Origin of the sequence: Nostoc sp., from assembly GCF_036918245.1 — a bacterium.
GTDB lineage: Bacteria > Cyanobacteriota > Cyanobacteriia > Cyanobacteriales > Nostocaceae > Nostoc.
The window spans coordinates 15,683-36,667 of sequence record NZ_JBALEF010000097.1 but is presented as its reverse complement, the minus strand read 5'-3'; the positions used below and the strand labels follow the sequence as shown (position 1 = coordinate 36,667).

The window sequence follows — 20,985 nt, the reverse complement described above, 5'->3', positions numbered from 1 at the left end:
CGTAACTTTAAGGCTTAATGTCGTAACCTTAAGACTTAATGTCGTAACCTTAAGACTTAATGTTGTAATGTTGGTGACGACAAGACATTCACTTATAACTGCGATCGTTGATTCAAGTACTATTTTGCAGCCAGTTCCATCCTTGGAAACTTTTACTGAGTCACAGCCAGAGAAGCCGAAAAGACAAACAAAAATCAAAGCTTTGCAAGGCTGGTTTGAAAAAACACAACTTACGCCTTCTGATTTTGACCCAGACCAAGCCAGATGGGAAGCTTTAAAGGAGAAACATAATCTGTAAAATTGCCTGAAATATTATTTAATTATATATAGATGAGGAAAACCAATATGCAAGCCTACAAGCTAAACGCAACAATTGATGAATCCGGTAATTTAATTATTAACGAACCTCTGAATATTGCTCCAGGAACGGTAGAAGTGATTATTTTGCAACCAGTTCCATCCTTGGAAAGTTCTAGAGAAAATCAAACTCAGTCCCAGCCTGAAAAGCAAAAAAGAATAGTGGAATGCTCTATACCCATTTTGAAAGAGTGGTTGGAAAGTACAGAGCCGACTCCTTCAGATTTTGACCCTAACCAAGCCAAATGGGAATATTTGAAGGAGAAACATAATCTGTGAGAGTCTTGCTAGACACTAATATAATTTTGTATTTTGCTCTTGAACGCCATCCCTTTTACAGCAATACTATACAAGTATTCTCATTTATTTATCAAAAACAAATAGAAGGTTATCTTTCTGCTTCTACTTTTAGTGACCTCTACTACATCATTCGGAAAGATAAAGGTCGAGCATCTGCTCTATCCCTTTTAAATAGAATTGTAACCTTCTGTCAAGTCGCAACAGTAGACAGTACCACAATCAACATGGCATTAACTGCTAACTTTAAAGATTTTGAAGACGCTATTCAATACAGCGCTGCGGTACTCAATCACTTCGATGCTATTATTACTCGCAATCCTAGAGATTTTCCAATTGCTACTCCCAGAATTATCACACCTGATGAGTTAACTCAGGAACTAACAAATACTCCATAAATAATTAAGTCAAATATATATGAATGCCCAATTAACCTCTGTCGAAATCCAAGAACTTCGGCAACTTCTCCAAAACGACACCCCAGCGCAAAAAGCACTGACTACCCTACAGCACCACAACGGGAATCTAGAAGCGAGTTTTGATGCACTCTGGCAAGAGAAAGTCGGCACAACAGATTATAGTAAGGGCAAAAAATCTATTTTGCAGCTGACCCTCGACGAAATCCGCGCGGAAATCTGTGGTGATGATGGTTTACGGGGCAAAATCAAAGAATACACCAATAACCCTGGTAGTTCTTCTTTGTTCAACAGCATCATTGGCTCCCTGGTTGCGGTTGCAGCAGTGCATGGAATTCCGATTGATGGTGCGATCGCCACAATTGTCGTGTTATATATTTTGAAAATTGGAATAAATGTTTTATGCAAATATACTGAGCCAGAGAGTGAAGGAAAGCAAGGGAAAAATAATAACTCCTAACTCCCTCATGTCCCCGGTAAATTTCGCAACCGCTCATCCAAATGACTACGCTCTGCCAAAACTTTTAATAACGGCCCATGTGAGGTAAATTCTACAATACTGACCGAAGCAACCGGGCATCCTAAACGAAAACGGAAGCGTCCCACATCAATCCCTAGTAAACTACACAGAATAATTCTGATAGTTGCCTTGTGGGAAACAACTAAAACATTGCCACTACTGTAATTTTGCTTGATTTCTTCAATTACCTGCAAAGCGCGAGAAGCAATTGTAACCGCCATTTCTCCACCATTTGGCGCATTCCAAGCCGGATCTGCTGACCAACGAATATAATCATCATGATATTCACGGCTAATTACTTCTGGGGTTTTTCCTTCCCACAAGCCATAGTTAATTTCCTTCAAACCATCTCTAAGTTGTGGTTCCATCCCTATGGATATAGATAAAGGTTTTGCTGTCTCCACAGTTCGCCGCATTGGACTACAAAATATTGCTGTCCAATCCATAGAACTATATGTATCTGCAAAAGCCTTTGCCATCTCCAAGCCTTCTGGAGTAAGTTCTGAGTCTATTGAACCGCAAAAGGAATTATTGCGGCTGCATTCTGTCTGTCCGTGACGGAGGAAATAAAGAGTTAGGCTCACGGTATATTCTCATCGATTGTGAATTTAAGAGCGCTAACAAGCAGATATAGCTGAAGATAGTTAATGCCCGTGCTATATTACTACAATTTCATGATATTTGGAATAATCTTCAGATTTGGCAAAGTTAACGCAGCTAGGCCTGTGTTGAACATCACGCTACTTTGCTAACATCATCAACAGTTATGCGGTTGGGGTTATGTGTAGAAAGTCCCAACTATTGGTCTAGATGCTTATCATTATAAATTTTAAAAGAATAGTTTTAAATCTGCTCGAACTAATTAATCGCTATATAATATCTAAATTCTAAAATTTTTTGAGAATTGTAGAGACGTAATTAATTACGTCTCTACAATTCTGCCAATCAAGCTGATACTCTGCTGTCTAACCCTTATTCAGGACATATCACAAGAGTTTAGCTTGGTTCTCAAACAATCCACATTTTTCTGCAAAAATGGAATCCACCCCATTTCTATTCCTAGAGTTTCTGCAAAAAAATCATGAATTACTAGTCAATGTTCTTCTTGACATTATCTTTTACGTCTTCAATTCCGTGACGTACTTCGCTTTCAGCTTGCTTTGCTTTACCTTTGGCTTTATCTTCTGGATCTCCAGTGATATCTCCTAATGCTTCTTGGGCTTTACCTTCAACATTTTTAGCAGCAGCCTTTGCGCGATCTTCTATGCTCATTTTGATACTCCTGATTCAATTAAAAATTACTTTCAAAGCTATAAACTAACTTTGAAACTCTTTTGTTATTACCTTTACAGAGTAGCTTAAAGTTTTTGCTAAAGCCTTCCACCACAAGGCATATTAAACAATTCGTAATTCGGAATTAAGAAAGGTAGTTGTAGTAAGCATCCTGGCTGTTGACTGAATCTAAATTAAAATAAGAAGAGTTTAGTTACCTATGCTAAAAGACATAGAACAAATGTAAAGATGGTAATCTCTACTTTTTAAATAAAAAAACCCAGTTTCATATAAAACTGGGTTAATAAAGTTATGGGGGTGTTTTTTGTTTAATCTAGAAAACCCATTAGGCTTTCAGAATTGTCAACCTCATTTGATGCTATCGGACGGTTCCCAAATGTTGAATAGCTTTCATCAATTACCAATAAACTTGAGCCAATTGGACGAATCCCAGAGAGATTCATACTTTCAACAACTTGGAATGTATTAGCACCAATTGGACGAATACCCATTGAGTTATAGGTTTCAACTACTTCCAAACTACTGGTGCTAACGGGACGCACCCCAGCAATTGAGAGGTGTTCAGCAACTTCTAAGTCGCTAGCGCCTATGGGACGAATTCCAGAAATGGCGAGTGTTCCAGAAGCTCCAACTGGCAGTTCATTAACTTCCTCGGCTTTATCAGCATTCAAGCTCTGGTCTTGTTGATTTTCAACTTCCTCTCTGGTTTCCCCTTGAGACTTGGCATACTTTTGCCGAGAACTGGTTGCTTTGCCAGCGTTGCTAATAGTCATAAACGAAGACCTCTGGTTTGTTAATTGAATTTTACAATAATTAAGGAAAGATGAAATTTTTTCCCATATACCTTAGAGTTTAACCTTAAAAAACCTCATATAGATATAAGAATCTTTAAAACTGATGCATAAGTAAATTTAAATTATTAATTCTTGTAAATAAATATTACTATTTATTTGCTCTGATAAGCCAGCTACAATGGATACAGGGCGGAATCGTCACCATGAGATAGGGTATTTACAGCAAAACTGTATGACAGAATTTTGTCTTCAAGCTCCCTTTAGTCCCACAGGCGATCAACCACAAGCGATCGCACAATTAACTGCTAGCATCCAATCAGGCAATCGTTACCAAACTTTACTAGGAGCCACTGGAACTGGTAAGACATTTTCGGTAGCAGCAGTTATTGAGAAAATTGGCAAGCCTACTTTAGTACTGGCGCATAACAAAACCCTGGCTGCACAGCTTTGTAACGAGTTGCGGGATTTCTTCCCCAATAACGCAGTCGAGTATTTTGTCAGCTACTACGATTATTATCAGCCAGAAGCGTATATTCCCGTTACCGATACCTATATTGAAAAAACGGCGGCGATTAATGATGAAATTGATATGTTGCGGCACTCAGCGACGCGATCGCTTTTTGAACGCCGTGATGTCATTGTCGTTGCTTCCATCAGCTGCATCTATGGTTTAGGAATGCCATCAGAATATCTGAAAGCTGCCATCCCTCTTCAGATAGGTATGGAAGTAAATCAACGCCAAATTTTACGGGATTTGGCAAATGTTCAATATAGCCGCAATGATATAGAAATGGGTCGGGGAAAATTTCGCGTCCGTGGTGATGTTTTAGAAATTGGCCCAGCTTATGAAGACCGAATTATTCGTGTCGAATTCTTTGGTGATGAAATTGATGCGATTCGCTATATTGATCCGGTGACAGGGGAAATTCTCAAAAGTTTGGAAGCGGTAAATGTTTATCCTGCACGTCACTTTGTCACCCCAGAAGAACGGTTAGAAGTCGCTTGTCATGACATTGCAGACGAATTAAAACAGCAAAAACTAGACTTAGAACAAGCAGGGAAACTATTAGAAGCGCAACGTATAGATCAACGTACACGCTATGACCTAGAAATGCTGCGCGAAGTCGGTTATTGCAATGGTGTTGAGAACTATTCCCGTCACTTAGCAGGAAGACAAGCTGGAGATCCACCAGAATGTTTAATTGATTATTTTCCTAAAGATTGGCTATTAATTATCGATGAATCTCACGTTACCGTGCCACAAATTCGTGGAATGTATAATGGCGATCAAGCTAGAAAAAAAGTTTTAATTGAACATGGATTTCGGCTTCCTAGCGCTGCTGATAACCGTCCTTTAAAAGCAGAAGAATTCTGGCAAAAGGTAAATCAGTGTATTTTTGTTTCCGCAACTCCCGGAAATTGGGAATTAGAAATTTCTGAAGACCATGTAGTTGAGCAAGTGATTCGACCAACTGGGGTGGTTGATCCAGAAATCTCCGTGCGTCCCACAGAAGGACAAATTGATGATTTGTTGGGAGAAATTAAAGATAGAGCCGACCGCCATGAACGAGTGTTAATTACCACATTAACCAAACGCATGGCGGAAGATTTAACCGAATATTTGCAAGACCACGGTATAAGGGTACGGTATTTACATTCCGAGATTACTTCTATTGAGCGCATTGAGATTTTGCAGAACTTGCGCGAGGGTAAATTTGATGTTTTGGTTGGTGTGAATTTGCTGCGAGAAGGTTTGGATTTACCCGAAGTTTCCTTAGTGGTAATTATGGATGCGGATAAAGAAGGTTTCTTGCGAACTGAGCGTTCCTTAATTCAAACTATTGGTAGAGCTGCGCGTCACATCCAGGGACAAGCGATTTTGTATGCCGACAACCTAACAGGTAGCATGATTAAAGCCATTGATGAAACAGACAGGCGGCGTGGTATTCAAACGGCACATAATCGACTGCATGGGATTACACCACAACCAATTGTGAAAAAATCGAGTAATGCGATTTTGGCTTTTTTAGATGTATCTCGGCGGTTGAATGCAACTGACTTGAAAGTAGTAGATGAACATCTAGATGAACTGTCATTAGAACAGATTCCCCAATTGATTACGCTGTTAGAAGCGCAGATGAAAGAAGCGGCAAAGAAACTGGAATTTGAAGAGGCGGGGAAATTACGCGATCGCATTAAGCATCTGCGAGATAAAATGCTAGGACGTTAGTGCTAAGTTAGGGTAGCAATAAAGGAAACCTCCTTTTTTCGCTATCCTAGAAAAGTTAATCATTCCCCGATCACGCCGATGGTTGCTTTACCCGACAACATTTTGATGAGTGCAGAGGAATATCTCATTTGGGAACCTACCCAAGAGGAACGCTACGAGTATTGGGATGGCGGAGTTGTGGTGAGAAACGGTGGTACACGCAACCATAATCGGGTCTCTGGAAATTTTTTTAAGCTCTTAGATGATGCCTTAGCTGATCGCACCTGTGAAGTATCAGGGTAAGCTCATCTCAAACCCTTATCTAGACAGGCTTTTCTAATTTATAGACTTGTTTGGACTCTGAAGTTTAAAATGCTTGCTACACAAAGGTTTTAGCCTTAAAAATAGAATTTAGTCTAAACTCCAGTGGATTACGGGCCACCAATTACCCATACAAACTTACCAAGGTTAAAGATTTTCTCAAATAAAGATGATTTTGAGAGCAAACAAGGGATAACTAAGGATAGTTCTATGTGTGGTGCTATTTTCTTAGTTTAATATGACCTATTGCCTCAGAATTGCTGACCTACCTACAAATGAGCGTCCGCGTGAGCGATTAATGACGCATGGTGCAAAAATTTTAGCCACAGCGGAGTTAATCGCAATTCTTCTAGGCACTGGTCAAGGCCCAGGAAAACTATCTGCTGTTGGTTTGGGACAATATATCTTGAGCGAATTAGGCAAACACCAACGCGATCCTTTGGTAGTTCTGCGAGAAGTTAGCCCTGCTGAGTTGATGCAAATTTCTGGTGTTGGCCCGGCGAAGGCGACAAGTATCTTAGCAGCCATAGAATTGGGTAAACGCGCCTTTCAATCTCGTCCAAATGATGGCACATTAATTGATAGCCCACTTGCTGCTGCTGCTACCCTCAGTCAAGATTTGATGTGGCAGACACAAGAACGTTTTGCAGTGGTGCTGTTAGATGTCAAGAATCGCTTATTGGGTACGCAAGTAATTACCATTGGCACTGCAACCGAAACCCTAGCCTCTCCCCGTGATATTTTTCGAGAAGTTATTCGTCAAGGCGCAACGCGGGTAATAGTTGCCCACAACCATCCTTCTGGGAACCTTGAACCCAGCCAAGAAGATATAGAATTGACGCGTCAGTTGCTAGCAGGGGCAGAGCTTTTGGGCATTCCGGTACTAGATCATTTGATTTTAGGCAATGGCAATCATCAAAGTTTACGGGAACTAACAACCTTGTGGGATGAGCATCCACAGGGGGATTAAAATAATTCGTAATTCGTAATAGACGCTCTCTACGTTCGCGCAGCGTGTCGCAGACAGACGCTAAAAGCGTAGCTTGCTTCTCTGTAAGAGTACGCGGACTGGCTTTGCGCGTCGCTAACGTAATTCGTAATTAAAGACTTGTGAGAATTGCAACCCGCAGATCCCCGACTTCTTAAATAAGTCGGGGATCTGCGAGTTTTATTTAGGATTGCTATGTTACAACTTATTTGCTTTCCTGCATATTTCTGACTAGTTTAGTCACTAGCTTTCTGGGAGTAAATCTTACAGATTCAGCAAGGAGCTTATTTTTAATTCCAGGAACGACAACAGTTTTGTTTTCAAATAGACCACGATAGCCAATTTGGGCTACCCTTTCCGCAGTCATAATTTTTTGACCACTTACCAATTTTGAGTCTTCCATTGCGGCTCTTTGTTGAAAACCAGATTCTGTAGGGCCTGGACAAAGCGCCGTCACCGAGACACCTGTACCTTCTAATTCATTAGTGATCGCTTCTGAGAACGATAAGACATAGGCTTTACTCGCGTAGTATACTGCCATCAGTGGCCCTGGTTGAAAAGCAGCAGTAGAGGCCAAGTTTAATATTTTTCCAGACCCCCGTTTAACCATACCCTTGAGAAATAACTTGGTTAAATGTGTCAGACATAAGATATTGACTTGTAGCAATTGCATTTCAGCATTCAGGTCAATTTCGTTAAATAATCCGTAGGTAGCAAACCCAGCATTGTTCACCAACACATCAACATTGATCGATGCTTGTTCTAGCTCCCTGAAAATTTCTTCTGGGGCTGATGGGTTAGATAAATCTTTAGAAATAACTTTGACGTCAATGCCAAATTTATTTTTAAATTCATCGGCAATTTTATTCAGCTTTTCCACGCTTCTAGCTACCAACACAAGATTGTAACCATCCTGAGCAAATAATTTCACAAATTCATAACCGATGCCGCCAGATGCACCAGTAATAAGAGCCGTTTGTTTGCGATTACTTTGCATAAATTTCCCTCCATTAACAGCTTGAAAAAAATAGACATTTGATGAAATTAACTATGTGTTAATTCAGGAACTTTATAGAGACATAGGCAACATCTATACATTCTTTTTCACTTATCTCTCTTATGAATCATTAATTATTAGTCATTATTAATTTAACGTTCTTTAAGCATAATTATTCTCTCTTCATAATAATTAAAAGTGCTAAGTAACCATAACTAATCACTGACTACACAACAACAAGCACTTATTTATTGCCATTGGGAAATTTCCAAGCGAACTGCCGCATTTGTTCCTAAGACTTTTTGCCCACGTTCAGGTACCGAAACATACGCAACATATATACCGGAACTGGATTCAGAAGTCGGATTTAACTTTGTTACTGGCTCTTTTTCATCAGAATTCCAACTGTATTTAGCCTCATAAGTGCTATTTGATTCGGCAACATCAGTAATTAGATAGTCAGACCATAGAGGCACTTGATCGAGATGATGGTCGCGTAACCAATTCGTCTCTTGTTTTGTGAAGGAATGTAGTGCTAAACGCAGGGCATATCTACAGGTATTATCATCACTGGCTGAGTTTCTTGGAATTAAGAAAGCTGTAAATAGGGGAACAGGTTTATCTGTTCGGGTTAACTCTTGTGTAATTGGGCAATAATGAGCGATCACTTGCTCATATATAGGAATAGGAAGACCACGCAAAGCCACCCTAGTTTCCAGTTGATAAAAATTCTTGTCCAGGTCTTTTAACTCGACATTGCTAAGAGACAGTTTTACCTGGATATCACCAAACAAAAATCGTTGCAGGTTTTGATAACCTTCTTCGGAGTTCAATATGCCATAACGCCCGCCATGAGAGCGATGAACATAAGCACGATGAGATCCTATGATATAAGCTTTATCAATCTGAACTAGACCATCACTTTTCACTCCCACAACATTGCGTGAGAGACCAAAAGCTTCTTCATAATCATGTGCATTAGTGCCGATCAAAGAAAAAACGCGGTTTGGCGAAAATGCATTCTTTATGCTTTGTAGTTTTTCTAGCTGAAAGTTATCGGGTAACTCATCCGTTGGCCGGACATCAGGTGTTAAATACTGGTACATCCGCTGAGGGCCAAAGTCATCAGAATTATTCAATTGAAACCTGTCTCTCAGATTTTCAAGCAAGCCACTCCCAACCTCAAAATAAATACCGCCATGAGGTGTAGCGTAGGTAAAGAATTTGTCAATGTGATCAGCAGCTTGCTCGCCTTGTTCTGGATAAATCTTTTGAATCAAGCTGCGACAAACAAGACCTCCCATCGAGTGGGCGACAAGATAAATTTTATCAGCACCCGTCGTTTCTTTGACATTCTGGATCAGGTTTCTTAAACCCTTCGCTATCTCCTCCATTTCCTGTCGGACTACACTTGAGGAGCCAAAACTAGGTGTAGATATATCATAAAATCGATAGATCCAAATAGTTTTATGAAGTTGATCGGACAATCTTTTAATCTGATTGCTCACATTCTGATTGTCAACAATCGGTTGATAACCATGATCGGTCATTAGCCGTAGCAATGGACTCTCGAAAAAAAATTTCTGAGGATTTTCCTTCTCATCTACTCGAATATGGGTTGAACCACTATTGAATCCATAAAATGGATCGTTGACTGTTTGCTCAACGTCTTTTTGTGTACCTGCATATCCACGAACAAAGATGATTGGTAAATACTGCATATATATCCTTGCTATTTATTTAATAAATATTTTTTCTCGTTCCCAGATTTAACCTGGGAACGAGTGCAGAATATCCAGACAAGTTATCTTAGTACAACATTTTATTAATTAGTAGCGAATTCTCTGCGCCCCTAGAGCGTTCAAAACACTACGATTTTACACAAAGCTGTACTTAGAACGTTTTCACGAACTCAATTAGCGCTTTCTTATCTTCATCTGGCAGATTTGAGCCAAAATAATGACCCTCATCTTCCACAAAGTCAGGAGATTTGTTGGCTCTTAAAAGTACACGTGCCAACTTACCCTTAATTCCACCGCCCGGTTTCAAATCTTGGAAAAGGTTACTGAGATTGAGAGATGTAATTGCCTCTCTCATATTGATGCTTGCTAGCAAATTCACAGGCGTACCTTTAGGAACAGGAAGTTTCAATCTCGGATTTGGATCTCCTGGGGGAAGCTCTAATTTAGTATCTTGAGATGTCCTGCTGATAATTCCCTCGCGCTTTTCAGGCCAGAGCAGCTTTTCCATAGCATCCGTATAGGCTTCTACACGTCCTTTCACTGAAGGATCTTCGTTGTAAAGTCCTAGCGTGTTGTTGTGAAGAAGTGGTGCTGTTGCCCAAATGCTCACTAGTGAAGGTGTACGGTAATATCCCAAACCGCCGTCAGGTATCTTAAATTCGATCGGTTTTTTCTCATCGAAGGGATTGTACAGCGTCAAAGTACCTGGTGAAGGCAGTTCTTTGTAAGTCTTCGATGAGAACTGATCCCAAATATGACCCTTAGCGGCATTTGTTCCTAGCGATCGCGCCACATTGGTACCAATTAGTGTGACTGGATAACGCTGGTCATCAGACAAGAAGTTGTGGTCGAGAAAATTACTACTGAGTACAGACTCTTCGTACCATTTATGAGCCTGTTCGGGGTCAGCAGCGATCGCAGCAGGTGGCTTTTTGCTGGAATGACAACTAGCACAAGTGCTGGCAAAAACCAGCTTGCCACGTTTGAGAACTTCTTCATCTTTAATCAAGAACTTTTCACCATCTGGTGCATCTTTCAGGTGCATCGGCTTGATGCTTTTCAGGAATGCTTCGGCATCAGCCATACGTGTTTCTGTCTGTCTCCAGCCTTCGCACTCCTTCCGTGCCTTTTCGATGTCAAAAGGTTTTTGGGGAGTTCTGCCTAATAAAGGCTCATGGAGACTTGTCCAGTAATCGCCGCACATCCCAATATTGACGTAGACGCGTAATGAGGCAATTGGCACTCCTGTAGAGTCTGCACCATCCTTGAGAATATGATTAACATTTTTGGTTGAACCATCATTCATTACCTCTGGATATGTGGGGCGATCGCCTAAATTAAAAATCGCATTGATTGCATTCGGATTATTGATGTGATCGGTGGCAATCCGAGAAGTATCAGATGTACCCGGTCTTTGAGAATCAAGTACTTGCTTAACAAAACTATTTTCTCCAACGCTAGATGCAAATAATTTATTTTCCTTAATGTACTGATTACCCAATGCTGCTACAAGGTTTTCCCATTTTGGATGTTCCTTGTCTTTAGGTGGGTTGAGAGGATCTAACGCTACATGACAGATAGCACAGGACTGCCCGATCACGTAGGGAGGCTCAATTTGTGAGTTTTTGGCATATTCAACAGGGTTCCATTTAGCCGAGTCAAAGTTGGGGTTAGGGAACTTACGTAACCCAATTACGCCAGTTGAGAGCGGGTCTTTACATTTATCTAGCAGCAATCCGTATTCATCTGGTGCTGTCGCTTTTTCACATCCAGGATCGTTAATTGCGCCATAACGTTGCAATCGCTCGTCATGCACACGCGAGTCAATTAGCTTTAGCAGGTCAACACCGCCACGCGTTCGCTTCGCTAGATCGCGATAGTACTTAGCATTACCGCCAGTCCATAAGTACCAAGTGCAACGACCCCGTTTCTCGGCATCTGTCAAATTCTCCTTTGTGTACTCTGGGAGATAACCGATACCCTCACAGTTATCAGGGTATTCAGATACGGGTGTATCTGAATACTTAGTATTTATGGACGCAGGTGTTTCACTATACTCATCAGCTAGAGCTGTAGGCGTTCCATAAAAGCCGCAGACTATAAACATAGTCACGAATAGGAGGAGCAGACAGCCCTTAAAAATTAGACTTGTCTTTTTCATAAAACTCTCTGGTTATAACACCTAAACCTTTTGCACTGCACCTCACATTTGCAGAGGTACACTAATGCTTCATCACTAATTTCCCATTTTCCAGATTTAGTCTTGGGAGATTTTGACGACTTAGAATGTACCTTACTGAGGTTCGTTATATATGAAGTTACTACACAAATTTATCAAACGTCATCAATAAACTTTTATACATTTATAAATCAAAAATTTAAAAAATTGTAAATTTACAATGGTGTTCAATAACCAATTTGCTATGGTTATATCGATTTCCTACCTACTTGGTTAGGTTTGTAACAAATTGTTAGCAGCTACTTTTAAGGTTGCCTTAACCTTTTAAAAGAAATAAAAGACGGAAATTTTCACTTTTTTTAAGAATTGCTCTGTAAATACCGTAGGTTTACAAACTGCAAAAGTCTTTATATAACTGTAAAAACCAATAAGGATAAATATCCATGCTGAAACTTGGTAGGTAAATTTAAGTAACAAAAACTTAATACTTAGCGCTCGCATCCGAAAACCTCCACTGTAGATTTGTAGACATAAAAAATTGTCCTTCCAGAGACACTAGAAAAAGTAGTTCTCTGGCGAGACTGTTAGTGCTACGAATAATTTTGACACCTAATTTTATTGCCGAAAGAATATATAAAGACAGAGGAACACATGGAAAACGATATTATCTTTGAGCCACTGAGATTCCGTAATCTCACAGTAAAAAATCGGATATTCCGCTCTAGTATTTCTGGAAGGTGGGATAACTATGATGGTTCAGGTACTCAAGCCCGAATCAACTGGGAAGAAAAGTTTGCTCGTGGTGGTGTAGGAGCTATTATTAGTTCCTTTGTCCCAGTTGCCATCCGGGGACGAATTATGCCTAATTACGCCACCATTGACTCCGATGAGCGCATTCCTTTTTGGCGAAAAGTAGGAGAAAAAGTCCACGAATATGATTGTAAATTTATTTTGCAATTAAGTCATTCTGGGCGACAGCAGGATATTGGTGGTATAGAAAACTCAGGAAAAAAAGCGTTAAGTTCTACCAGCCAAACTGAGCCATTCCACGGCTTTTTGTGTCAAGCAATGACACTAGCAGAGATTAAAGAAACAATCCAATACTTTGCAGATGGTGCTAGACGTGCTCGTGAAGCAGGTTTAGATGGAGTGGAATTGCACAGTGCTAATGGATATCTTTTTAACCAATTTCTCAGTTCTGGAATTAATGACCGTCAAGATGAATACGGTGGTTCATTAGAGAATCGAGCGCGGTTTTTGCTAGATGTCATTAGAGCAATCCGCAAAGAAGTAGGGAACGACTTTCACCTGCAATTCAAAATTAGTGCCGTTGACTATAACAATGCCGTCACCTTTTGGGAAAAACCAGGTAATACCATAGAAGATTCCATCCAAGTTTGTAAATGGGCAGAAGAAGCTGGTGCTGATGCCGTGCATGTGTCAACTGGTAGCTTATTTCCTCACCCACTCAATCCCATTGGTGATTTTAATTTCGATATCATTACTAAAACTTATGACGCTATGTTGTCAAGTGGCATCGAAACTACACGCAACTATATTTTATTCCGCAAAACATTTTTGCATCCAATTTTCAATCTTTTATGGAACCGCGTGAAAAAGCAATTGCCTCCTCAGGCATTTAGTGGTGATGATGTAAAAGACCCCAAAATCAAGCAGTTACTGATAGAGAACCAAGGCAGAAACTTACTAGATTCCAGAGAAATTAAAAAGCACGTTAATATTCCCGTATTATGTACAGGTGGTTTGCAGCAGGCTTCTTATATTCGTCAGGCAATTGACGAGCATTATTGCGATGGCGTCACAATGGCTCGTACATTAATTGCTAACAATGATCTAGTTAAATCTTTTAAAGCAGGTAAAGATTTGGCAGATAAACCCTGTACCTATTGCAATAAATGCCTGCTGAATATAATTGAAAATCCCTTGGGTTGTTACGAGGAAGATCGCTTCAATAGTTATGAAGAGATGATGGAAGAAGTAATGTCAGTCTTTCATCAAACTCAGTTTGCAAATTTATCTAGATAAAAGAGCGATGCGTATAACATCGACAATTTCGCTTACAAATAATCTCGACAATATAGGGAGTGTTTCATGACTGAACAAACAAACCCTACCCTACTTCCAACCTCAATCAAGGGAGTCTTCCAGCGAATTTGGATTGTGATTGTAGGTATTGTAGCAGTAGCAGTATTTTTCCTTTGGCCTGTTTTGTCTAACTCCCCAGTGGATTATGCTGATATTGAAAACCACTTTAAATATGGTTCAATCGGCAGCGAACCAGTCAATGGCATCCCTTACTGGATTTGGAAAGTTTTACCAGAATTATTCCCAGATAAATTACCTGGAAAAGGTTATACTTCTCTGGGATTTATCAAAGAACCTGATAAAGATTTGCCTATAGGTTTTTCGCAACGGCGAGTCTTTATCGATCGAGTTGGGTTGAATTGTGCTGTATGTCATACAGGAACGCTGCGAAATACCTCTAATAGCGAACATCAAGTCATCACGACAATGCCTGCTAATGTGGTTAATTTGCAGGGATATATCAAATTCTTATCAGCAGTTGGTGTAGATGAGCGCTTTACTGCTAACCGAATGTTGCCAGAAATTGAAAAAATCAGTGGTGGTCTTAATCCCATTGAAAAATTACTTTATCGCTTCATTGCAATTCCTCAAACTAGAGATGCACTAATTAATCAGGCATCTCGACTTAATTTCGTTGAAAAACAACCAGATTGGGGACCAGGAAGAGTAGATACTTTTAATCCTTATAAAGCAATTCAATTCCATTTTCCAATGGATAAATTGCGTGAGGATGAACTGATTGGTACTTCTGATTTCCCCTCCGTTTGGAATCAACAACCCCGTGAGGGATTGCAGTTACATTGGGATGGTAATAACACTTCCGTTAATGAACGAAATAAGAGTGCAGCTTTAGGTGCTGGAGTCACACCCACAACGATTGATTTGCCTCGAATTCAGAGAGTTGCTGATTGGCTTTGGGAACTACCACCACCAAAATATCCCTACGAAGTTAACGAAACTATAGCAGCGAAGGGAGAACAGCTTTTTGAGAGTAATTGCGCTAGTTGTCACGCTTTTGGTGGTGCATATACAGGCAAAGTTGTACCAATTCAAGAAATTGGTACAGACCCTCATCGTCTTGACTCATATACCTACAAAACGATGTCTAACCAAAATACTCTGTATACAGGGTATCCGTGGCGCTTTAAGAATTTCCGTAAGACTAATGGCTATGCAAATATGCCCCTTGATGGTGTTTGGTTACGTGGCCCTTATCTGCACAATGGCTCCGTCCCCACCTTACGGGATTTATTAGAAACACCAGAAAATAGACCTAAAGAATTCTATCGTGGCTACGATGTCATTGACAGAGCAAAAGTTGGCTTTGTATCTGATATTGGTGTAGAAAACGGTAAGCAATACTTTAAGTTCGATACCACAAAACCTGGAAATAGTAACAGTGGTCATTTATATGGTACCGATCTTCCTACAGAAGATAAAAATGCACTAGTTGAGTACATGAAAAAGCTTTAAAAGGAGAGAAAAATGAATAATTACGCTAAATGGTTTAGTCGCGTTACTTGGCTTGGCATTATTGTTAATATGCTTTTTGTCATTCCCTCTTGCTTCTTTCCAGAACTAATGCTGACGTTCCTTCAAATGCATATACCAGAGCCAATTATCTGGGTTCGCGCTGCGGGAATGTTGTTATTTATTATTAGTGCATTTTATGTTCCTGGGGCACTTGACCCGTACCGATATCAGGCAACTGCCTGGATATCAATATTTCCTTCAAGAGCTTTTGGGTCAACATTTTTCATTTGTGCAGTATTTTTCTTTGGTCAAGATAAAGGATTTTTATCTATTGCTTTTGTAGACCTGTTTTTTGGATTAGCGGAAGTAATTCTTCTGACCCTAGCAATGCGCGATCAAAATGCCATTACTGAAACCCCAGTGAAGCAATTCTCCTAATTCTCATGCCTAGCCTGGTGTGGGCATATTGCCTGCACTACAAACAGATTCTTCTGCAAAGGAGCAAGAGAGTGCCATGACAATACTCAAAGATAAAATAAGTAGGGTAATCACAAGCATTGTTTTAATTGTGATCCTTTTAGCTGGTGTAGTTGGCTATGTGGGATGGTACAACCTTTTTCGAGAGGTTCCCACACATTATGAGTCGCCTGAAGAACATTTTAAATATGGTTCTATTGGTACAGAAGAAGCACAAGGTGTTCCCTATTGGATTTGGCTGGTACTACCACGAATATTCCCTGATAAGTTACCAGGGCCAGGTGGTTATACTTCCTTGGGAATCACATGGGAAGAGGGTAAAGAAATGCCAGTTGGATTTACGAAAAAAACCATTGGCTTCCCTCGCGTCGGTATAACTTGCGCTGTTTGCCATACTGCTACCTATAGAAAAACAGAGAAAGATAAACCTACAATTGTAGCCGCTGCTCCTGCTAATAAGTTTGATTCACAAGGCTATTTACGATTTTTGAGTGCAACTGCTGGTGATGCCAGATTTACAGCAGATTATATCCTTGACGAAATCAAATATAATTACAACCTTTCCTGGTTAGAAAATTTACTTTATCGCTGTGTGCTAATTCCTCAAACTAAGAAAGCACTGCTGCAACAAAAAGAAGACTATAGTTGGACAGATTCTCGTCCTAACTGGGGCCCTGGTCGAATTGACCCTTTTAATCCAGTTAAATTCAATACTTTAAAGTTGCCCAAAGATAACACTATTGGCAACTCTGATATGATGCCTCTTTGGAATCAAAAGATGCACAAAGGGTTTGCACTCCATTGGGATGGGTTAGAAACTTCACTAACAGAAACTGTTCAAACTGGAGCAATTGGTGACGGTGCTACCAAAAAATCACTTCCTGTAGCCGATTTACAACGAGTAGAAGATTTTATTCAAGAACTACCACCTCCTAAATATCCATTTGCTATTGATGAGCAAGTGGCTGCAAAAGGAAGTCAAATTTTTGCTAATACTTGTGCATCTTGTCATGCTTTTGGTGCGGAAAGAACGGGTACTGTTATCCCTGTGGAAGAAGTGGGAACTGACCGCCATCGGTTAGATATGTGGACGCAACAAGGAGCGGATACTTACAATCATTTTGGTGATGGCTACCCTTGGGACTTTAAAAACTTACGCAAAACCAATGGATATGTATCTGTTTCTTTAGATGGTTTATGGTTAAGAGCGCCATATTTACATAATGGTTCAGTCCCATCTCTACAAGATTTGTTAGAAAAACCAGAGAATCGTCCTCAAGTTTTCTATCGGGGATATGATGTCTACGACCCGAAAAAAGTTGGCTTTATTACTGAGGGAGATGAAGCCAAGGTTGTAGGTTTTAAATACGATACAACCGTAACTGCTAATTCCAATCAAGGGCATGTTTATGGAACTGATTTATCTGGTGACGATAAAAAAGCCTTGATTGAGTATCTGAAAACCCAGTAATTAAATTAGTTGCTAAATCAGAAAAGGATTTAGTAACTTTCTGACATTAATCATTTACTACCAAGAAATAAAACTTCCTAATTGGAGAAAATTATGAAACCATACTTACCGCAAAACGATCCTGATGTTAATTTGCGAAAAACTTGGCTGGATAAAAATCGAGAAGAGTACAATTTTAATTACAATTACCTGGCTCCTTTACCAGTAATTGATCAAGTGCCTCATAAGGAAATCTTCTCAGCAGAATATACTGCTAAACGCTTGGCAAGTATGTCAAGTCTTGTACCGAATATGCTGGCTGCCAAAGCACGAAATTTTTTAGATCCCCTGGATGAATTGGAAGAATATGAAGACCTTTTGTCACTACTACCAAAACCTGATGTCATAAAGAATTACAAAACAGACTCGTGTTTTGCTGAACAACGGCTCTCTGGGGCAAACCCATTAGCTATCCGAAGAATTAATGTATTACCTGATAATTTTGCTGTAACAGATTACCATTTTCAGAAGGTTGCAGGTGCAGAATTTACTTTGGAAAAGGCACTGAAGGAAGGTAAGCTATATTTCTTAGATTACCCTTTGCTATCTGATATTCAAGGTGGTGTCTACAATAATGTTAAAAAGTACCTTCCCAAGCCGCAGGCTCTATTTTACTGGCAAAGTAATGAAAGTTCTAATGGTGGTTCTCTAGTGCCTGTTGCTATCCAGATTAATCATGACTCTGGCGCAAATAGCCTGATCTATACACCAGATGACCCCCATTTAGATTGGTTTTTGGCAAAAACCTGCGTCCAAATTGCTGATGGCAACCATCAAGAATTGGGTAGTCATTTTTCCTATACTCATGCAGTTATGGCTCCGTTTGCAATTGTAACTGCGCGGCAATTAGCAGAAAACCATCCCATCGCTTTACTGTTAAAACCCCACTTCCGTTTCATGCTATTTGATAACGATTTGGGACGCACTCAGTTTTTACAGCCTGGTGGACCGGTTGATGAGTTTATGGCAGGTTCATTGGCGGAGTCTCTTGGATTTGTGGCAAAGGTTTATGAAGAATGGAGTGTTGAAAAGTTTACCTTTCCTCGGTTAATAAAAAGTCGTCAAACAGACGATCCAGAAATTTTACCGCACTTTCCTTTCCGGGACGATGGCATATTAATTTGGAATGCTGTCGAAAAGTTTGTGTTTAAATACTTGCAACTCTATTACAAAACCTCACAGGCTCTCAGTGATGACTATGAATTGCAAAATTGGGCTAGAGAATTAGTGGCTCAAGATGGTGGTAGAGTCAAGGGAATGCCAGCCAAGATTGAGACTCTAGAACAACTGATTGAAATTATTAGTGTAGTAGTCTTCACTTGCGCTCCTCTACACTCTGCTTTGAATTTTTCTCAGTACGAATATATGGCTTTTGTACCCAATATGCCCTATGCAGCCTACCACCCAATTCCAGAAACTAAGGGTGTGGACTTGGAAACTATCATGAAGATACTTCCTCCTTTTAAACAAGCTGCCGATCAGGTAATGTGGACTGAGATTTTAACATCGTACCACTATGACAAATTGGGTTTTTATGATGAGCAGTTTGCCGACCCATTGGCACAGGAAATTGTAGTGCAATTCCAACAGAATTTGCATGAAATAGAACGGCGAATAGACATTAGAAATCAAACTCGTCCCATACCTTACAACTACTTTAAGCCTTCGCAAATTATTAATAGCATCAATACTTAAGTTAGTTTCCCAAAAAAGAGGAATAACAATGTCAAATCAGCAAGTAACCGTCACCGCTCGACTAAAAGTGAAGCCAGGTTTGGAGGACAAATTCAAGCAGGAATTCCAACCCGTAATAGCTCTCACTCTTACAGAAGAAGGTTGTATTAATTACGATTTGCACCAATCTGTTGACGACCCATCTTTGTTTCTATTACATGAAAACTGGGTCAGCCAGGAAATTTTAGCTCAACACCTAGAGGAGCCGTATATTAAAGCTTTAGGGGAAAAATCAGGACAATTTTTAGTTGAACCACCTGAAGTCAGGTTATGGCAGCAGATTGCGAACAACTCCTAACTGGTGATAATAATGACATCAAGGGTGTTATTGTATGGTGCAACTGGCTATGCTGGAAAACTCATTGCTACATTAGCTAAAAATAACAGACTGGAATTAATTTTAGCTGGACGTAATCAAAGTTCCCTAGCAGCAGTAGCCAATGAATTAAGTTTGGACTTTCGGGTTTTTGGCTTAGATGATCCGCAGGCGATCGCTCGCTCTCTTGAGGATATGATCGCTGTCATCAACTGCTCCGGCCCTTTTTCCAAAACCTCAAAGCCACTTGTCGATGCCTGCCTCCAAACTAAAACTCACTATTTAGACATAGCTGGCGAAGTACCTGAATTTCAGGCGCTACAGGCACGAAATGCTGAGGCTAAAAGTGCAGAGATAATGCTTCTTCCTGGTGTGGGATTTGGGGTTGTCCCTACTGATTGTGTAGCTGCTTACCTCAAAGATAAGTTAGCGAGCGCAACGCGACTGATTTTAGTCTATGAAACAGTAGGCGGTGTATCTCAGGGAACCGCAAATACGGTACTGCCAACTTTACATCACATCGGGGTAGTTCGAGAAGCAGGTAAGCTCATCCCATCTCGACCAGCATGGAAAAAGCGTAAAATAGATTTTGGTTATGGCTCGGTAACAGCAGTAACAAACCCCTGGCGTGCTGATATTATCACTGCGTTCCAGACTACGGCTATTCCCAATATCGAGGTTTATACCGTATTTCCTAATCCTGTACGCTTCCTTATGGAGTCGAGCCAGTATTTGGGATGGTTATTTAACTCGTCTTTATTCCAAAGTGCTTTAGCAAGTCTAATTAAAACTCTACCGACTGGGCCAACGGCAGCAGAACGAGCAAAGGGTCAAGTTAGAGTAATTGGTTTTGCTGAGGATGAAACTGGTCAACAAGTAACTGCAAAGCTCTTAGGGCCGGAAGCATACGATTTTACCGCATTAGCGGCTGTAGCAGTTATCAAACGGGTCATTCAAGGCGAAGTTAAGGTAGGATTCCAGACTCCTGCATCCGTATATGGGGCAGATTTTGTCCTTGATATTCCGGGAGTTACTGGTTTCAACTAAAGATACAACAGAAAGCCGGGTTTTTTAGGCTTGATAGCGAAAAAACCCGGCTTTTTTTGCATCTATATGCTTTGAAAAATGTTGCGATCGCCTTTACTCTGGGCTAGCTTGTGGGGTTGCCGAGCAATGGTAGCTAGGTACTGGGCCGTTCAGTTCCGAATCCACACGCTGAACTTGCTAATTTGGCATGAATGAGGAGAGAATCTATC

General features: G+C 40.3%; 19 protein-coding genes and 1 pseudogene. 14 read left to right on the top strand and 6 right to left on the bottom strand.

The features are described from left to right. The first annotated feature begins 67 nt into the window (after positions 1–67). The 4 genes from V7L12_RS28135 to V7L12_RS28120 are packed head-to-tail and all read left to right on the top strand — an operon-like array spanning position 68 to position 1,530. Entirely contained in the window at positions 68–298 is a 231-nt protein-coding gene (locus tag V7L12_RS28135; RefSeq protein WP_335089393.1) for a hypothetical protein, read from the top strand. Between the two features lie 47 nt (positions 299–345). After that, positions 346–636, top strand: a complete 291-nt coding sequence (locus V7L12_RS28130) for a hypothetical protein (protein ID WP_335089392.1) — start codon at positions 346–348, stop codon at positions 634–636. After that, positions 633–1,052, top strand: coding sequence for a type II toxin-antitoxin system VapC family toxin (locus V7L12_RS28125; protein ID WP_335089390.1), 420 nt, complete (start codon positions 633–635; stop codon positions 1,050–1,052). The genes V7L12_RS28130 and V7L12_RS28125 overlap by 4 nt, the downstream gene beginning before the upstream one ends. Positions 1,053–1,071: 19 nt before the next feature. Next, positions 1,072–1,530 (top strand): hypothetical protein, encoded by a 459-nt coding sequence (locus V7L12_RS28120; RefSeq protein ID WP_334819705.1) that lies wholly within the window; start codon positions 1,072–1,074, stop codon positions 1,528–1,530. A 5-nt stretch (positions 1,531–1,535) separates the two neighbouring features. On the opposite strand, the gene V7L12_RS28115 is transcribed toward V7L12_RS28120, so the two are convergent. From V7L12_RS28115 to V7L12_RS28105, 3 genes are all read right to left on the bottom strand, one after another. Then, entirely contained in the window at positions 1,536–2,174 is a 639-nt protein-coding gene (locus tag V7L12_RS28115) for a histidine phosphatase family protein (RefSeq protein WP_335089388.1), read from the bottom strand. A 505-nt stretch (positions 2,175–2,679) separates the two neighbouring features. Continuing rightward, positions 2,680–2,862: a CsbD family protein gene (locus V7L12_RS28110; protein ID WP_335089386.1), complete on the bottom strand. Its 183-nt coding sequence runs from the start codon at positions 2,860–2,862 to the stop codon at positions 2,680–2,682. A gap of 329 nt (positions 2,863–3,191) precedes the next feature. Beyond that, on the bottom strand, positions 3,192–3,656 hold the full coding sequence (locus V7L12_RS28105; RefSeq protein WP_335089385.1) for a hypothetical protein: 465 nt from the start codon (positions 3,654–3,656) through the stop codon (positions 3,192–3,194). Positions 3,657–3,909: 253 nt separating this feature from the next. Between V7L12_RS28105 and uvrB the strand changes: the two genes are divergently transcribed. From uvrB to radC, 3 genes and pseudogenes are all read left to right on the top strand, one after another. Beyond that, on the top strand, positions 3,910–5,907 hold the full coding sequence (gene uvrB, locus V7L12_RS28100) for an excinuclease ABC subunit UvrB (protein ID WP_335089383.1): 1,998 nt from the start codon (positions 3,910–3,912) through the stop codon (positions 5,905–5,907). Between the two features lie 78 nt (positions 5,908–5,985). Beyond that, positions 5,986–6,180, top strand: a pseudogene (locus V7L12_RS28095) (Uma2 family endonuclease); the annotation flags it as partial. A 265-nt stretch (positions 6,181–6,445) separates the two neighbouring features. Continuing rightward, positions 6,446–7,177: a RadC family protein gene (gene radC, locus V7L12_RS28090; RefSeq protein ID WP_335089381.1), complete on the top strand. Its 732-nt coding sequence runs from the start codon at positions 6,446–6,448 to the stop codon at positions 7,175–7,177. A 223-nt stretch (positions 7,178–7,400) separates the two neighbouring features. Here radC and V7L12_RS28085 read toward each other — a convergent pair whose 3' ends face one another. From V7L12_RS28085 to V7L12_RS28075, 3 genes are all read right to left on the bottom strand, one after another. Continuing rightward, entirely contained in the window at positions 7,401–8,192 is a 792-nt protein-coding gene (locus V7L12_RS28085; RefSeq protein WP_335089379.1) for an SDR family NAD(P)-dependent oxidoreductase, read from the bottom strand. 248 nt (positions 8,193–8,440) lie between these two features. After that, positions 8,441–9,913, bottom strand: coding sequence for an esterase/lipase family protein (locus V7L12_RS28080; RefSeq protein ID WP_335089378.1), 1,473 nt, complete (start codon positions 9,911–9,913; stop codon positions 8,441–8,443). A gap of 172 nt (positions 9,914–10,085) precedes the next feature. Then, positions 10,086–12,095: a hypothetical protein gene (locus tag V7L12_RS28075; RefSeq protein WP_335089377.1), complete on the bottom strand. Its 2,010-nt coding sequence runs from the start codon at positions 12,093–12,095 to the stop codon at positions 10,086–10,088. Positions 12,096–12,764: 669 nt separating this feature from the next. Here V7L12_RS28075 and V7L12_RS28070 point away from each other — a divergent pair. The 7 genes from V7L12_RS28070 (at position 12,765) to V7L12_RS28040 (ending at position 20,776) form a co-directional block, all read left to right on the top strand. Further along, entirely contained in the window at positions 12,765–14,159 is a 1,395-nt protein-coding gene (locus V7L12_RS28070; RefSeq protein WP_335089375.1) for an NADH:flavin oxidoreductase, read from the top strand. 66 nt (positions 14,160–14,225) lie between these two features. Further along, entirely contained in the window at positions 14,226–15,692 is a 1,467-nt protein-coding gene (locus tag V7L12_RS28065; protein ID WP_335089373.1) for a c-type cytochrome, read from the top strand. A gap of 12 nt (positions 15,693–15,704) precedes the next feature. After that, positions 15,705–16,130 (top strand): hypothetical protein, encoded by a 426-nt coding sequence (locus V7L12_RS28060; protein ID WP_334819684.1) that lies wholly within the window; start codon positions 15,705–15,707, stop codon positions 16,128–16,130. Between the two features lie 76 nt (positions 16,131–16,206). Beyond that, positions 16,207–17,640: a cytochrome c gene (locus tag V7L12_RS28055; protein ID WP_335089371.1), complete on the top strand. Its 1,434-nt coding sequence runs from the start codon at positions 16,207–16,209 to the stop codon at positions 17,638–17,640. Between the two features lie 93 nt (positions 17,641–17,733). Beyond that, positions 17,734–19,374, top strand: a complete 1,641-nt coding sequence (locus tag V7L12_RS28050) for a lipoxygenase family protein (protein WP_335089369.1) — start codon at positions 17,734–17,736, stop codon at positions 19,372–19,374. Positions 19,375–19,402: 28 nt separating this feature from the next. After that, positions 19,403–19,711, top strand: a complete 309-nt coding sequence (locus tag V7L12_RS28045) for a putative quinol monooxygenase (protein WP_335089367.1) — start codon at positions 19,403–19,405, stop codon at positions 19,709–19,711. A 12-nt stretch (positions 19,712–19,723) separates the two neighbouring features. Next, positions 19,724–20,776 carry a saccharopine dehydrogenase family protein gene (locus tag V7L12_RS28040; protein WP_335089365.1) on the top strand — a complete coding sequence of 351 codons (1,053 nt, stop codon included), beginning with the start codon at positions 19,724–19,726 and terminating at the stop codon, positions 20,774–20,776. Positions 20,777–20,985: the final 209 nt, after the last annotated feature.

Excerpts from the sequence above, each read along its gene's own strand:
- V7L12_RS28055 (WP_335089371.1), top strand. The coding sequence starts at position 16,207 with ATGACAATACTCAAAGATAAAATAAGTAGGGTAATCACAAGCATTGTT.
- V7L12_RS28130 (WP_335089392.1), top strand. The coding sequence starts at position 346 with ATGCAAGCCTACAAGCTAAACGCAACAATTGATGAATCCGGTAATTTA.
- V7L12_RS28075 (WP_335089377.1), bottom strand. The coding sequence starts at position 12,095 with ATGAAAAAGACAAGTCTAATTTTTAAGGGCTGTCTGCTCCTCCTATTC.
- V7L12_RS28040 (WP_335089365.1), top strand. The coding sequence starts at position 19,724 with ATGACATCAAGGGTGTTATTGTATGGTGCAACTGGCTATGCTGGAAAA.
- uvrB (WP_335089383.1), top strand. The coding sequence starts at position 3,910 with ATGACAGAATTTTGTCTTCAAGCTCCCTTTAGTCCCACAGGCGATCAA.
- V7L12_RS28105 (WP_335089385.1), bottom strand. The coding sequence starts at position 3,656 with ATGACTATTAGCAACGCTGGCAAAGCAACCAGTTCTCGGCAAAAGTAT.
- V7L12_RS28110 (WP_335089386.1), bottom strand. The coding sequence starts at position 2,862 with ATGAGCATAGAAGATCGCGCAAAGGCTGCTGCTAAAAATGTTGAAGGT.
- V7L12_RS28065 (WP_335089373.1), top strand. The coding sequence starts at position 14,226 with ATGACTGAACAAACAAACCCTACCCTACTTCCAACCTCAATCAAGGGA.
- V7L12_RS28060 (WP_334819684.1), top strand. The coding sequence starts at position 15,705 with ATGAATAATTACGCTAAATGGTTTAGTCGCGTTACTTGGCTTGGCATT.
- V7L12_RS28070 (WP_335089375.1), top strand. The coding sequence starts at position 12,765 with ATGGAAAACGATATTATCTTTGAGCCACTGAGATTCCGTAATCTCACA.
- V7L12_RS28045 (WP_335089367.1), top strand. The coding sequence starts at position 19,403 with ATGTCAAATCAGCAAGTAACCGTCACCGCTCGACTAAAAGTGAAGCCA.
- radC (WP_335089381.1), top strand. The coding sequence starts at position 6,446 with ATGACCTATTGCCTCAGAATTGCTGACCTACCTACAAATGAGCGTCCG.
- V7L12_RS28135 (WP_335089393.1), top strand. The coding sequence starts at position 68 with ATGTTGGTGACGACAAGACATTCACTTATAACTGCGATCGTTGATTCA.
- V7L12_RS28085 (WP_335089379.1), bottom strand. The coding sequence starts at position 8,192 with ATGCAAAGTAATCGCAAACAAACGGCTCTTATTACTGGTGCATCTGGC.
- V7L12_RS28120 (WP_334819705.1), top strand. The coding sequence starts at position 1,072 with ATGAATGCCCAATTAACCTCTGTCGAAATCCAAGAACTTCGGCAACTT.
- V7L12_RS28080 (WP_335089378.1), bottom strand. The coding sequence starts at position 9,913 with ATGCAGTATTTACCAATCATCTTTGTTCGTGGATATGCAGGTACACAA.
- V7L12_RS28050 (WP_335089369.1), top strand. The coding sequence starts at position 17,734 with ATGAAACCATACTTACCGCAAAACGATCCTGATGTTAATTTGCGAAAA.